Origin of the sequence: Erysipelothrix urinaevulpis (assembly GCF_009828835.1) — a bacterium.
GTDB lineage: Bacteria > Bacillota_I > Bacilli_A > Erysipelotrichales > Erysipelotrichaceae > Erysipelothrix > Erysipelothrix urinaevulpis.
Genome location: NZ_WTTB01000001.1, coordinates 1 through 13457 on the forward strand (window position 1 = coordinate 1; position 13457 = coordinate 13457).

Annotated in this window: 15 protein-coding genes and 1 pseudogene; all 16 read right to left on the reverse strand. The window is 33.1% G+C overall.

What is annotated here, in order from left to right; genetic code table 11:
- Nucleotides 1-213: 213 nt before the first annotated feature.
- The 16 genes and pseudogenes from GVV10_RS00005 to GVV10_RS00080 all read right to left on the reverse strand — a co-directional run bounded on the left by GVV10_RS00005 (nucleotide 214) and on the right by GVV10_RS00080 (nucleotide 13376).
- Nucleotides 214-618 (reverse strand): hypothetical protein, encoded by a 405-nt coding sequence (locus tag GVV10_RS00005; protein ID WP_159518241.1) that lies wholly within the window; start codon nucleotides 616-618, stop codon nucleotides 214-216.
- Between the two features lie 208 nt (nucleotides 619-826).
- A complete protein-coding gene (locus GVV10_RS00010) occupies nucleotides 827-1636 on the reverse strand; it encodes a PTS system mannose/fructose/sorbose family transporter subunit IID (protein ID WP_159518243.1) in 810 nt (269 codons plus the stop codon).
- Nucleotides 1623-2384 (reverse strand): PTS mannose/fructose/sorbose/N-acetylgalactosamine transporter subunit IIC, encoded by a 762-nt coding sequence (locus GVV10_RS00015; protein ID WP_159518245.1) that lies wholly within the window; start codon nucleotides 2382-2384, stop codon nucleotides 1623-1625. Before GVV10_RS00015 ends, GVV10_RS00010 begins: the two co-directional genes overlap by 14 nt.
- 112 nt (nucleotides 2385-2496) lie before the next feature.
- A pseudogene (locus GVV10_RS09580) lies at nucleotides 2497-2960 on the reverse strand (PTS sugar transporter subunit IIB).
- Nucleotides 2961-2974: 14 nt separating this feature from the next.
- Nucleotides 2975-3385 carry a PTS sugar transporter subunit IIA gene (locus tag GVV10_RS00025; protein WP_159518247.1) on the reverse strand — a complete coding sequence of 137 codons (411 nt, stop codon included), beginning with the start codon at nucleotides 3383-3385 and terminating at the stop codon, nucleotides 2975-2977.
- 9 nt (nucleotides 3386-3394) lie between these two features.
- Nucleotides 3395-4102, reverse strand: a complete 708-nt coding sequence (locus GVV10_RS00030) for a GntR family transcriptional regulator (RefSeq protein WP_159518249.1) — start codon at nucleotides 4100-4102, stop codon at nucleotides 3395-3397.
- 55 nt (nucleotides 4103-4157) lie between these two features.
- Complete coding sequence (locus GVV10_RS00035; RefSeq protein ID WP_201289960.1) at nucleotides 4158-5129, reverse strand: SIS domain-containing protein; 972 nt, start codon at nucleotides 5127-5129, stop codon at nucleotides 4158-4160.
- Nucleotides 5130-5383: 254 nt separating this feature from the next.
- A complete protein-coding gene (locus tag GVV10_RS00040; RefSeq protein WP_159518251.1) occupies nucleotides 5384-6127 on the reverse strand; it encodes a hypothetical protein in 744 nt (247 codons plus the stop codon).
- A complete protein-coding gene (locus GVV10_RS00045; RefSeq protein WP_159518253.1) occupies nucleotides 6120-7160 on the reverse strand; it encodes a transcriptional repressor in 1041 nt (346 codons plus the stop codon). Before GVV10_RS00045 ends, GVV10_RS00040 begins: the two co-directional genes overlap by 8 nt.
- Before the next feature lie 134 nt (nucleotides 7161-7294).
- Complete coding sequence (locus GVV10_RS00050; protein WP_159518254.1) at nucleotides 7295-7951, reverse strand: HAD family hydrolase; 657 nt, start codon at nucleotides 7949-7951, stop codon at nucleotides 7295-7297.
- Nucleotides 7944-9209, reverse strand: a complete 1266-nt coding sequence (locus tag GVV10_RS00055; RefSeq protein ID WP_159518256.1) for a UDP-N-acetylglucosamine 1-carboxyvinyltransferase — start codon at nucleotides 9207-9209, stop codon at nucleotides 7944-7946. Before GVV10_RS00055 ends, GVV10_RS00050 begins: the two co-directional genes overlap by 8 nt.
- 58 nt (nucleotides 9210-9267) lie before the next feature.
- Entirely contained in the window at nucleotides 9268-10008 is a 741-nt protein-coding gene (locus GVV10_RS00060) for a formate/nitrite transporter family protein (RefSeq protein WP_159518258.1), read from the reverse strand.
- 65 nt (nucleotides 10009-10073) lie between these two features.
- A complete protein-coding gene (gene fba, locus GVV10_RS00065) occupies nucleotides 10074-10940 on the reverse strand; it encodes a class II fructose-1,6-bisphosphate aldolase (protein ID WP_159518260.1) in 867 nt (288 codons plus the stop codon).
- A gap of 33 nt (nucleotides 10941-10973) precedes the next feature.
- Nucleotides 10974-12581: a CTP synthase gene (locus GVV10_RS00070; protein ID WP_159518262.1), complete on the reverse strand. Its 1608-nt coding sequence runs from the start codon at nucleotides 12579-12581 to the stop codon at nucleotides 10974-10976.
- Between the two features lie 106 nt (nucleotides 12582-12687).
- On the reverse strand, nucleotides 12688-12984 hold the full coding sequence (gene rpoE, locus GVV10_RS00075) for a DNA-directed RNA polymerase subunit delta (RefSeq protein ID WP_159518264.1): 297 nt from the start codon (nucleotides 12982-12984) through the stop codon (nucleotides 12688-12690).
- The gene (locus GVV10_RS00080) at nucleotides 12984-13376 is read right to left on the reverse strand and encodes a DUF1934 family protein (protein WP_159518266.1); all 393 of its coding nucleotides are present in this window, start codon (nucleotides 13374-13376) and stop codon (nucleotides 12984-12986) included. Before GVV10_RS00080 ends, rpoE begins: the two co-directional genes overlap by 1 nt.
- Nucleotides 13377-13457: the final 81 nt, after the last annotated feature.

The window sequence follows — 13457 nt, forward strand, 5'->3', positions numbered from 1 at the left end:
GATATTCATGAAGATTGGCAATCGAGTTCAAGACAGTATATTAGTTTTACTGAATCAACAAAAAAGTGGATTGGTTAGATCCACTTGCTGACATAATGAATTTTACACAAGATTATGGACTTGACTCAAGTTTATCTAAAATAAAAAAAGAGTAATTAAAAATTACTCTAGATATAATTAATATATATTGTAAAATAGTTTTTCTTATCGCTATTATTCACACTCTAAATTTATTTCTACTTCAACATCGTTTTCACCAAAAGGTACTTGTGGTCTCAATATAACATATGATTTTTTAAAGTCACATTGCTTATTTTTATCATTCTTTACAAAATCAGTAACTAAATTATCTTTATTTATTTCTTTTATTCTTTCTAAGTTTTCAAATTCAATTTTTAATCCGACTGATGAAATCATTCCTAAGTATTCTATTTTTTCATCTTCTTTTTTCTCATTTGAGACAGTTGGGTAATATGTTGTTGAGTAATAATTCTCTACATTATTCTTCAAACTACTTTCAAAGGATGACTGTTTGATTAATAGTACGTAAACATATGTCACTAAAACCAAAACAAAAGCAATTGCAGCGACATAAATATATTTAATTTTTTTATTCATCTTTTTCACCTTTCATTTTTAATATTTATCTGTTCCTCTCTTCTTATAATCTAACTGCCATTAATTAAAATGTCAACTTATCACTCTTTATTAAATACGTAGTTTTTAAAACTCAAAATATTATTGTATGATTTTTTTCACCCACTACACAAATTAGTTTTTTTCAAAAAAATAACCTCTAGTAAATTAAAGAGGTTGTTTTTAAGTACTATGGAATCAAAATATTGAAGTAACTACCTAAGATACTAACTCCAATAATAATAACTAAAATATGACCAATTTTGAATTTCTTTTGTAAGAGTCCATAGACTCCCAAGGTCACAAGAAGTGGGATAAGATTTGGAACAATTTGGTTCACGAGATCGATTAATCCAACTGCTGAATCACCCATTCCAAATGTCACAGGTGAGTTGATATAAACCAGACTTGATGTCATAGCGCCTATAACAATCATTCCCAGGATTGATGCTTTCTCGGATATGTCATTAACGATATGACTCTTGTCGGCTTTTTCAAAGAATGCAACACCTTTGTTGTATCCGAAATATAGACCATAATAACGTAAGATTGTGCATGGAACATTATATAGTAAGAAGAAAAGAATTGGTCCCATTACATTTCCTTGGACTGCAAATGTAATGGCAATACCTGTAACAATGATTCTCCATGTTGACATAATTAATGAGTCACCAATTGCTGATAAAGGACCCATTAAACTGACTTTGATATTATTGATTAAGCTGGTATCAAAGCTTTCATCTTCTGAGTTTTTTTGTTCCATTGCAATTGAGATCCCTAGTACTAAGGGTGCAAATACGTTTGTAATGTTGAAGAACTCCATGTGTCTTTGCAGCGCTTCACTTTTTTCTTTTTTATCTCCATAGATTGCATCAATTGAAGGAACCATTGCATAAGCAAATCCACTTGCCATTTGTTTTGTAAATTCCCATGATGCTCCCATTGTGAATGTACGCCAGAATGTTTTCTTTAGTACTTTTTTTGTATCAGAATTCTTCATCTAAATCTACCTCCACGTTTGTTTTACCATAGAATTGCATGACTAAGACGATAACTAAACCAAATAATGAAATTCCAATAATTGGTAGTTCTAAGTAGGCTGATAATAAGAAGCCTAAAATAAAGAATGGAATTGTTTTCTTTTTCATTGTTGTTTGTAATAGCATTGCAAACCCAAATGCTGGCAAGATTCCACTTGCAATGACGAGTCCGTCTTGAACAAACATTGGAATTGCTTCAACAATATTTTGTGAAACTTCGTTTCCGAAATAATAACATAAGGCAACAATAAGAATCGACGGGACAAAGTTAACAATTGTTCCTCCCCAAAATGCCATGTTACTTAATTTCTTTGATTCACCTTCTGCTGCGTATTGATCACATTTCGCAACGTAAAGTGGTGAGACAAAAATATAGAACATATTTTGTACAAGTAAAACAAGCATTGAGATTGGCAAGCCAAATGTTAGTCCTGCTGAAATTCCTTTACCTGTTGAAATTGCGAAGGCTGTTCCTAAGATTCCTGCTGATACTAAATCTTGTGGAATGGATGCTCCAACTTCCTGTACTCCGATGTATGTTAATTCTAAACTGGCTCCAATCATGATTCCAGTTGTTAAATCCCCCATGATGAGTCCGGTTAGTGGTCCCATTATAATTGGACGACTTACCTGACCTCTACCTGTTAAAAAGTATTCTCCATAACCAATTGTCGCTACTAGCGCAATCAAAACTGTTTCTATTATCATATGTTTTTACACATAGCCCTTATTAGAGTTATGTACTCCTTTCGTTTGTATTACAGTTTTATTTATTTTTCCCACGCTTAAAACAGATAATGTTAATAATGCATTTATCTTGTTAGTATTTTGTAATCTTTTCTGATGGTACCTGTTGCATCTCTATCTCAAACCCTTGTTCTTTTAGATCATTGAGTAATGTTTCATCGTGTTCTGATAAAGAGATTGTTGAAGTGTATGCTTTATTATCTGAGTTTGGTTTTGTTCCACCAAGATTGAGTGTTTTTACGTCATCTTGATTTAATCCTGTTAATAATTTATGTGCATCTTCAATTGTTTCAACAACGACCATTAGGTTGTATTTGTCTGTGACACACTGTTTATTGCATCAATGCCATCTTCGACTGTTTTCATCACTAATTTTACATTTGCTGGTTTTGCCATTCTCAGTGAGTTCTTTCTAATATTATTATTGGGTACATCGTCATTAGCAATCAGTACACAATTTGCATCAAGAAACCCTAACCACGAAAAGGCAACTTGTCCGTGTAATAAGCGATGATCCACTCTCACTAGTTTTATCATAGTATGAATCCTTTCTAAAAATCTTCATCCTCTATTTCCAAAGCTACATCTGTATCAATACATATACTCTGTTTAGCTTCTTCACATGATTCACTCAGCGCATCTTCTATACTCATCGTTTCTAGCTTTAATGCTAAATTTAAGACAAGTGCAAGGTTCATGCCTGTTAGCAAATGATATTGATATTCTTCCTTTAATTCTTTGAGTTTAGTGTGTACACTTCCTCCTAATATATCTGTAACCACCACACATGGTTTCTGATTTTTATTGAAAAAGGAGGTTATTTCTTTTTCTAGATCATAATTGTCAGTGGTATAGGCATCGATTACACTGATTGAGTCCTGTTTTCCCAAGATTATTTCAACAGAACTTAAAAGACCTGATGCTAATTTACCATGACTTGCTAGAAGTATTTGATAGTCCATTACATCCTCCTAAAACTCGAATTTATATTTATCTCCAACGATGTATTGTTCACCATAATGAATCGGTTCTTTATTCTCATCGATGATGCACGTTTTCATTAGAAACAATGGTGAGCCAATGATCAAACCTAACTGATTTGCTTGCTCTGTACTTGCTAAACTAATTTCCAAACTTGTGCTGATTGAAGAAAACTCTTTGATATTATAATCATTCTCTAAGACTGTATAGAGAGACTTTGTTAAATCTTTATTGACGAGATCTTTATATTTTTGATTGTCGTAATAGTTATTTTCAATCATCACTGGTTCCTGATTGGCATATCGAATGCGTTGTATATATAGTATGGCCGCGTCTTCACTTAAGCCAAGATATTTCGCAATTGTTTTATTGCTGATTACTTCTTGATGAGTCACGATACTTTTACTTTTGTATCCGTTCATTTCAACTGATTTACTAAAGCCAATAACACTTGAATGCGTTATTTTTCTTTGGATTGAAATGTTTTTTACATATGTTCCTTTACCATGAATCTTATCTACATATTGCCCTTGTACCAACTCATTGATTGCCTTTCGAATTGTAATTCTACTGACATCATAATGTGCCATTAATTCTTGTTCACTTGGTAACTTGGAATTGCTTATAAATTCCTTATTTTCAATTTTACCTTGAATTTCTTTAGCAATTGTCAGGTACATTGGTAAATATTCTGCCATTTTAGTCCCTCTTTCCTTTTACCAATTATAACAAGAATTGTTTCTGTTTACCTAATTAATATTCTACTTTACCCATGTATCGGCGAGTATCCAATGGATGATTTCTAACAATGGATAGTTTGTAACGATAAACACTTAACACACTATAAAATAAAATTGGGTTAAAGTAATCTGAAACGTTTTCATCAATAATTGATAGTCCAAGCTCTTTTGCATCCACCACTTCATATTTTTTAGCATATGTTTTGAAAAACTTAAGAACTCGTTCATCAAGAGGTCTTGATGGTCCTTCACTCATTAAGAGAATGTAAGGTGTGCTGTGGTCAGTTGCTTCAAACGGACCATGGAAGTACTCTCCGCTATGAATTGCTGATGCATGTAACCATTGCATTTCCATTAAAGAGCAAATCGAGAATCCGTATGCATGACCATATGATGCGCCACTACCTAGAATATAGAACATTTCTTCTTTTCCATAAGTATCGGCAAACTGATCCGTTCTTTCTTGAATTTGATCTTGAGCATTCTTTACAATGTCATCAATTTGATGCATTCCTTGTTTAAATGCTTCGTAATGTGCATATCCTTCTTGACGATGTAAGATTTCAACAACAATGTTCAAGATAATTGCCATTGGGTTATTTTCAACACTTGTATCCTCACCCCACTCATAAAGAATTTTATGATCAACTGTCTCAAATAACATCGACTCTTCATTGTATGTTAAACCAATCGATTGAGCATTGTGACGTCTTGCAACGTTTGCTGCCTCCACTGATTCTGGTGTGTTACCACCATGTGAACAAATAATAACTAATGAGTTTTCATTAAGTTTCTTGGGAACTACATGATTAAACTCATTGGCTGTATATAATCCAGCCACCAATTCCTTTGCTTCTGTATTAATAAAATAATCAGAAGTATACATATCGACAAGAGATCCTCCACAAGCTACAAGATATATTGTTTCAAGTCTTGTGTCTGATTTCTCTAAAACTTTTTCCACTACTGAATTCAAATCCATCATTCACTCCTCCTATAACGTCATATGACGTCTTACACTTATATCTTACGCCTTATCTTTTTATAAGTCAATGGTTTTTGATTAAATAATGTAATCGCATTCATTTTTGTATCGAATATCTATTATCATAAATCCTTTAATTTGTCGTTATCATGATAATTTAAAGGATAAGTGATACTATGTTTTTCACTTATGTATTTTTAGAAAAAAAGACTATTCTTATGAATAGTCCTGGTACTTAAACTTTTAATCTTTTTTTATTTTATTATTAAATTATTCAACATCGCAAATACTTCTTCACGAGTATAAAAATAATCCCTACTCTCTGGTATTGCATTTAGATTACTCTTTAGTAATTCTAGAAACACCAGCATATCATTTTTAATCGATCTATTAAGTTCAATTGAATCTTCGTCATTGAACAATTGTACAAGTCGAGCTATGTCTTTAATATGTTTAGATACTTCAGTACTCGTCACCCCATCATTATTTTCTTTTGCAAGACTTAAGTTATACCAAGCCTTTGCTTTCAAAATCAATAGTCCTGATTTATTCAAAATAGGTATTCCTTGCACAATTTCAGTATTATTAATAATAAATTGATAATACTCATCATCAAGCATTATTGCGGATAGACTATCCTCATTACTAAAACTTAAAGATCTTATAGGACCCATCCACTGATTCGCAAAATCAGGTTTCTTACATAGTAATTCAATCATTGGAGGATAAAGTTTATCTTTAGTTTTAAATCGATAAAGATTTTCATTCTCTCGTCGTTCATCCATGACGTATTTTCCTTCATGTAAAAACTCAATGAAAGTATCATAGAATTCTTTGTTTCGTGCTTCTTCATAAATTACAATGTCATAATCTTTTGTTATTCTGATATCCAAGCCTTCACGACTTAATACGATTGCACTTGCTGTTCCACCAATTATACAAAAACAATCTGAAAAATATTTAAATTTTTTACTGAATGATTCATAAATTTTATACATTATTAAATTTTACTCTCGCTTCCTCATTATTTAATAGAAGACTAATGTACTCATCAAGATCAATAATTGCTTCCTCTATTCGAGGATCATTATCACTATTTTCTAGAATCAACCTTAAACTTATTGGATCCACTTTATTATTTAATAAGATTGGATTATATTTCCAAAGTTCTAAATTAATATCATCAATTTTAGCATATAAAAACTCTTCTTTTTCTAATAGTTTTGATATGAATTCTTTTTCAGGACTTTTCTTTAAATTACTATCTGATAATTGATTCGACAAGTCACTCATAATAACACCGTAATCTGATTGAGTTGATGACAACATTGTATAATGACTGACTGCATCCAAGTTTGATTCAAATACAACTAAATTTTCATTATTTAGAATAGCTAGATCTTGGGGGGGAATAACCACCCTTTTCTCTATCGGTATTATGAAATACTTTTTTGCATCTTCATAAATCTCTGCTCTACTCAGTTTTAAAAAATAGCTTCCGTGAACAGACTCTATGTAACCAGCCTCAGTAAAATATCGAAGTACTCTATATACTGTAGCAATCGATATCTCAGTTTTATCTTGGATATCTTTTGCACTGAATTTTTCTTTACTACTCAACAACATAGAAATTAAAATTTGTTGTTGATTATGGTTATAAAAATCCCTTAACATTTTTGGTTGGGATATATCATTTATTATAACTCCCAAAAATCTTAAAGAAATGGCATTGTGCGCAATAAAAGAAATATTACTTTGAATTAATCGTTTAATATCTTTCTCAGATAATTTATCAAATGAAAGAACAGTTCTTATATTTAATTTTTGAGATACTATTAAACTATCTTTAACAAAACTTTCAATTGAAAAATCTCTTGTTCTATCCATTAAAACGACTTCTTCTGTCTCATTGAACCGAAGAAAAATATAGTTGTATTTTTTTTTAAAAATTGCAGGAAGATCACTCATCTCTTTGATCTCAATTTCATAGGTAAAACAGTAGCGATCTAGTAAGTCTAAAGCACTATTCATACTATCACCTCACATTGATATTATCACAAAACCTTCAAATTATCAATGGTGTGATAATTTGAAGGTTTTGTGATAATATCGACTTTAAACGTTTAAAAATCAAAAAAGACTATTCATGAGAATAGTCTTAGTCGTTAAATCTTTAGTAATTTTTCAAGTTGTTTAAAATCTTGAACAACATAATTTGCCTTGCTTTGATCCATTTTGAAATATTGATCATAAATGGCAACTACATCTGCGTTAGCTGCTTTACCTGCATGAATTCCTGACGGAGAATCTTCTATAATGAGTGTTTCTTCTGGCTTAAAGCCGAGGTCAGAAATAATATAGTTATACATCTCAGGAGATGGTTTTCCTTTTGAAAATTGATCCCCACTGAGTGCATGTTTAAATTTGTGTTTTATATCTAATGTATCTAATACTTTATGAACTGTTTCTGTTGATGAATTAGAACCAAGCGCTATGGTATAGTGACTTGAGCTTATTCTATCAAGCGTTGATAAGACATCAGGAAAAATCCATTGTTTATAATCACGATGAATACTTTCTTCAAATTCATCGAATGATTGTCTTAGTTCAATTGGGTCAATGTTTTCACCCATTAAACCAGCTAACGTCCGGTAATGTTCGTCCCATGATACACCAACTAAACAGTATAAATCTTCTTTTTTAATCGTATGATTGGGATGATTTTTATTGAGATACAGTTCTATCTCAGCTAAATAATTCATTTCACTATCAATGATAACGCCATCCATATCAAATATAATTAGTTTATAATTTTTACTCAATCGTTTCTCTCCACATTTTAGCACCCAATGCTTCTAATTTTTCATCGATATTATGGTACCCACGATCAATGTGGTAAACTTCATGGATTTCTGTAATTCCATCTGCCATAAGTCCAGCAATTACCATACTTGCACCACCACGAAGATCTGTTGCTTCTACTTTTGATCCGTATAAAGACTTTGGCCCATTGATGATTGCTTGTGATGGAAGGATGGTTATGTCAGCACCCATTCGTTGTAATTCTTCACAATGTTTAAAACGTTCTGCATAAATTGTTTCCTTGATATTTGAACTTCCTTTTGCCTTAACAAGTAAACTCGTTAGAGGTTGTTGGAGGTCAGTTGCAAAACCTGGATAGGTTTGAGTCGTGATATCAATTGCTTCTAGATCATCTGAACGACGAATACGAGCATAATCCATACCTACTTCAATGTTCGCACCCATTTCAATTAACTTCGAAATTAATGATTCAATATGTTGAGGAATAATATTTTTAATCGTAACGTCATCTGCCATCGCAACCGCCATGATTAAATAGGTTCCCGCTTCAATTCGATCAGGAATAATCTCATGAGGATGACCTGTTAAGCTTTCAACACCCTCAATTGTGATAACACTAGTTCCTGCCCCACGAATATTTGCACCCATATTATTTAAAAAGTTAGCAACATCAATAATTTCTGGTTCTTTTGCCGCATTCTCAATCATCGTTTTACCTTCTGCTAAAACTGCAGCAAGCATAATATTGATTGTTGCACCAACAGATTGGAAATCAAGATAAATTTTTGAGCCAATTAATCGATCAGCCTTAATTTCATAATAACCTGCTTCGTAATTTACTTCTGCCCCAAGTGCTTCAAATCCTTTTAAATGTAAATCAAAAGGACGTGGACCTAAATAACAACCGCCAGGCATTTGCATTTTTACATATTTATATTTACCTAGTAATGACCCCATAAAATAGTACGATGCTCTTAACTTGGTCACTGCTTCATGGTCTAAATCTATATTTTTCATATTACTTGTATCGATTTGAAAATGATCTGAGCTTGGAGAAGTAACTGATACATTTAATTCTTTTAGTAGAACTGAGAGTGATTCAACATCTGAAATGTTTGGAACTCCATATATATCAACTTCACTATTTTCTGCCAAAATTGCAGCAGGAATTAAAGCTACTGTGGCATTTTTAGCACCACTAATTGACACCTCACCATTTAGTCGGTGTCCTCCCTCAATTTTTATTACTTCTTTCATACAAACAACTCCTTCACTCAATTAATTATACAATATAAGTAAGCTAAAGCATAACTTTTTAATCCTTTGCAGCAATTGTATAAATCAAAGACACAAATATAAGTGCTCCGGCTATATTTCCTAAGTAAGCAAAGAGTAAATTGGGAGCAATTAATCCCCAGGATAAACCGTTAACAAAGAAATCTGCAGTCAATAAAAAAGCATTCGCAACGCTGTGTTGAAAGCCTAAATAGACGAAGATCATGACGGGAAACCATATTCCAATTATTTTTGCAGTACCTTCTTTTAAAGCAACATTTAACCAAACTGACAAGCCAACAAACCAATTACACATCATCCCTGAGACAAAAAATTGTAAGGCACTTCCGTTTACTTTTGTTTGTGAAATTGTGTGTAAGACAGTTTCGATCCCATCAAACATCCCTAAAGTAATCGCAACCCAAACAATAAAAACAGCTCCCAATGCATTTCCTAGTGAAATATGTAACCAATTTATCAAGGTTTCTTTGACGGTTACTTTGTTATTCAGAAGACTGGTTCCAACCACCATCATATTTCCTGTAATTAATTCACCACCTGCTAATAAAATCACAAGTAAGCCTATGGGAAATAATGATGCACCAACTAACGTCCCAACACCACTTCCTAAGGTTGCTACCGCTTTGATGTAGGCAATGTATCCAAGAGAAATCATGGCGCCAGCAGAAAAACTTAACGCTAATTTCGTTAAAGCTTTTTTCTCAACTTTTTTACATCCTAATTCCACAACTCTATCTTTTGCTTCGACTAAACTATACATGTTTTATCCTTTCAATAAAAAAACTGTTGATTGCATGATGCAACCAACAGCCTTAGTTTTTAAATTTACGCTTTATTTGCACTACCGAATACTTCGATTTTTTCTCTAACAGCTTCTTTGATTGCTGTTGCTCCTGGTGCTAATAATTTACGTGGGTCAAATCCTTTACCTTCTAAGTCTTTGCCTGCTTCGATATATTTACGTGTTGCTTCAGCGAACACTAATTGACATTCTGTGTTAACGTTGATTTTCGCAACTCCTAAATCGATTGCTTTTTTGATTTGGTCTTCAGGGATTCCTGAACCACCGTGTAATACCAATGGAATATTTCCTGTTGCTGCTTTAATTGCTTCTAATGTTTCAAAGCTTAAGCCAGCCCAGTTTTCTGGGTATTTACCGTGGATGTTACCAATACCTGCTGCCAAGAAGTCAATTCCTGTATCAGCGATTGTTTTACATTCTGCTGGATCTGCTAATTCACCTGTACCAACAATTCCATCTTCTTCTCCACCAATTGAACCAACTTCTGCTTCAACTGAAACGCCTTGCTCATGTGCTAAGCGAACGATTTCTTTTGTTTGTGCTAAGTTTTCGTCAAATGGTAATGCTGATCCATCATACATAACTGATGTGAAACCAGCTGCGATACATTCTTTTGCTCCTTCGAAGCTACCGTGGTCTAAGTGTAGAGCCACTGGAACTGTAATATTTAATTCTTCAATTAAACCATTTACCATTCCTACGATTGTTTTGTATCCACCCATGTATTTACCAGCACCTTCTGATACTGCTAATAAGATTGGTGAATTTAATTCTTGAGCTGTTTCAAGAACTGCTTTTGACCACTCCAAGTTGTTAATATTAATTGCTGGAACAGCATAATGTCCATCACGTGCTGTTTCTAAAATTCCTTTTGCTGAAACTAATGCCATAATTAGTTAATCCTCCTTGTTTTCTTTACACTACTATTTTACTCTTTTTTGAGAAAAATGCAAAGATGCTTTAATAAATCCGTAGAATAATGGATGAGAACGATTCGGTCTTGATTTAAATTCAGGATGGAACTGACATCCAACGTAGAAATCATTGTCTTCTAATTCAATTATTTCTACGATTTGCCCATCAGGTGTTACACCACTGAATGACAATCCTTTCTCTTCTAATATTTCACGATATTTATTATTAAATTCATAACGATGACGATGACGTTCAAATACAACAGACTCTTTATAAAGCTCAGAAGCCATTGTACCTTGTTTTAGCTGACACGGATGATTCCCAAGTCTTAAACTATCACCCGGATCAAGAATACCTGCTGTAGGCACTATAATGGGATGCGGTGTTCCAGGATTCATCTCAATTGAGTTGGCTTTCTCTAAACCACAAACATTTCTTGCAAAATCAATAGCCGCAACTTGCATACCAAGAGAAATACCAAAGAAAGGAAGATTATTCTCTCTCGCAAATTTTGAGGCAACAATTTTACCTTCAATACCCCGTTGACCAAAACCTCCTGGAACAATGATGCCATCCACGTCCTTAAATATTTCACCTGCATTGTCATCCGTCACATCTTCTGAATTAATCCACTCCAAATCAATTTCAGTACTTAAATCAAACCCCGCATGCAACATCGCTTCATACGTTGATAAATAAGCATCATGCAACTGAACATACTTCCCAACCAAAGCAATTTTCACTTTGTTTGTAAGATTATTTGTACGATCAATCATAGCCTTCCAATCCGTCATATCAGCCTTAGGTAAATGATCAAGCTTAAATTTCTTTAAGATATAGTCATCCAAGCCTTGCTCTTGAAACAACAACGGTAAATCATACAAATTTTCAACATTTCTAGACTCAATAATCGCCTGTTCATTGACATCACAAAACATTGCTATTTTCTTTTTCATGTCTTCTTCTAACGGTTCATCACAACGAGTTACAATGATATTAGCCTTAACTCCCTGTGACATTAACTCTTTAAAACTATGTTGTGTTGGCTTTGTTTTATACTCATTACTTGCTGGTACTTTAGGAATTAATGTTGTATGAATAAATATGACATCTTCTGTATTTTGTTCCCCATGAACTTGTCTCACAGCCTCAACAAATGGTAATGATTCAATATCACCAACTGTTCCACCAATCTCTGTGATGACAATATCCGCCTCAGATTCTTCCGCAGCAGCATAGACTTTATTCTTAATTTCATCCGTAATATGAGGAATAACTTGAATTGTTGCACCTTCATATTTACCTTGTCTTTCATTTTCTATAACATTTTGATAAACACGACCAGCAGACATACTGGCATTCTGAGTTAACTCAACATCTATGAAACGCTCATAGTGTCCTAAATCTAGGTCAGTTTCTGCTCCATCTTTTGTAACAAAAACTTCTCCATGTTGATATGGAGACATTTTACCTGGATTAACATTAATATATGGGTCAAACTTTTGCATAAAGACAGTTAAACCGCGGTTTTTTAGTAATCTCCCAACTGACGCTGCGATAATACCCTTACCAATCCCCGACACGACTCCGCCTGTCACAAATATATATTTAGTCATAAACATCTCCTTCACCAAGACAAAAAATAAAAGCTTCCTCAACGGAAGCTTGTGCCCTTTTTTATTCTAACAAACAAGATGATAATCTTCAATATTAAAATGAACTTTATTCTTCATCCTCATAATCTTCTTCATAATCATCGTAATCTTCAAGCAAATCAGGATCAATTGTTAATGTGATCTCTGCATGACGTTCGCGTAAATCCCATTTATTTCCCTCTAATGATATAAATCGAGAATCTAACATAATTGCATTGTAAAATGATGCAACTTTTCTTTTTGCTACATTTTCAGGAAATTTCGCTGCACTACTCACTTCATTCCATAATTCATTGAATAATACTTCTTCGTCTTTTTGCTTTAGTCTATCATAAGCTATATCACTAAGTGATTTTGATGACATTATTCATCCCTCCGGTTCCATCGACAAATATATTCATGTTCAGATACTATACCTTCTTCATCTTCTATATTGTACTTCAACAGTAGTGATTGTTTATCATACTTCAAATCCATTAATGCTATATCAATGTTTAATGTACCTAGCTCATTATTCACAGATAAATAACTTTTGTTGTTACTTGAAAACAAACCATGGGTCAACCATTCACCATATCTTTTCAAAGATACTTCATTTGGACTAATGTCGAGAACCACATCAACACCGTCTTTTTCTTTGTAGATAACTCTGTGGTAAGAATCACCCGATACGACAACAGCTTCATGATCTTCTATGAACAAATGTTCATCAACCGTTTTCTGTTCAACATGGACTGAATATTTAATGATAACCACCCCAATTCACTTCTGTACTTATGAATTATATTCAAATATCATTCTTTGTCAAGTCATTTTCTCAAAATAAAAGAAAGCACG

What these genes read in the sequence shown, in the direction of transcription:
- rpoE (WP_159518264.1), bottom strand. Translation starts at nt 12,984, where the DNA reads ATGTCATCAAAATCACTTAGTGATATAGCTTATGATAGACTAAAGCAA.
- GVV10_RS00005 (WP_159518241.1), bottom strand. Translation starts at nt 618, where the DNA reads ATGAATAAAAAAATTAAATATATTTATGTCGCTGCAATTGCTTTTGTT.
- GVV10_RS00040 (WP_159518251.1), bottom strand. Translation starts at nt 6,127, where the DNA reads ATGTATAAAATTTATGAATCATTCAGTAAAAAATTTAAATATTTTTCA.
- GVV10_RS00070 (WP_159518262.1), bottom strand. Translation starts at nt 12,581, where the DNA reads ATGACTAAATATATATTTGTGACAGGCGGAGTCGTGTCGGGGATTGGT.
- GVV10_RS00030 (WP_159518249.1), bottom strand. Translation starts at nt 4,102, where the DNA reads ATGGCAGAATATTTACCAATGTACCTGACAATTGCTAAAGAAATTCAA.
- GVV10_RS00025 (WP_159518247.1), bottom strand. Translation starts at nt 3,385, where the DNA reads ATGGACTATCAAATACTTCTAGCAAGTCATGGTAAATTAGCATCAGGT.
- GVV10_RS00035 (WP_201289960.1), bottom strand. Translation starts at nt 5,129, where the DNA reads ATGATGGATTTGAATTCAGTAGTGGAAAAAGTTTTAGAGAAATCAGAC.
- GVV10_RS00045 (WP_159518253.1), bottom strand. Translation starts at nt 7,160, where the DNA reads ATGAATAGTGCTTTAGACTTACTAGATCGCTACTGTTTTACCTATGAA.
- GVV10_RS00015 (WP_159518245.1), bottom strand. Translation starts at nt 2,384, where the DNA reads ATGATAATAGAAACAGTTTTGATTGCGCTAGTAGCGACAATTGGTTAT.
- GVV10_RS00055 (WP_159518256.1), bottom strand. Translation starts at nt 9,209, where the DNA reads ATGAAAGAAGTAATAAAAATTGAGGGAGGACACCGACTAAATGGTGAG.
- GVV10_RS00010 (WP_159518243.1), bottom strand. Translation starts at nt 1,636, where the DNA reads ATGAAGAATTCTGATACAAAAAAAGTACTAAAGAAAACATTCTGGCGT.
- GVV10_RS00060 (WP_159518258.1), bottom strand. Translation starts at nt 10,008, where the DNA reads ATGTATAGTTTAGTCGAAGCAAAAGATAGAGTTGTGGAATTAGGATGT.
- fba (WP_159518260.1), bottom strand. Translation starts at nt 10,940, where the DNA reads ATGGCATTAGTTTCAGCAAAAGGAATTTTAGAAACAGCACGTGATGGA.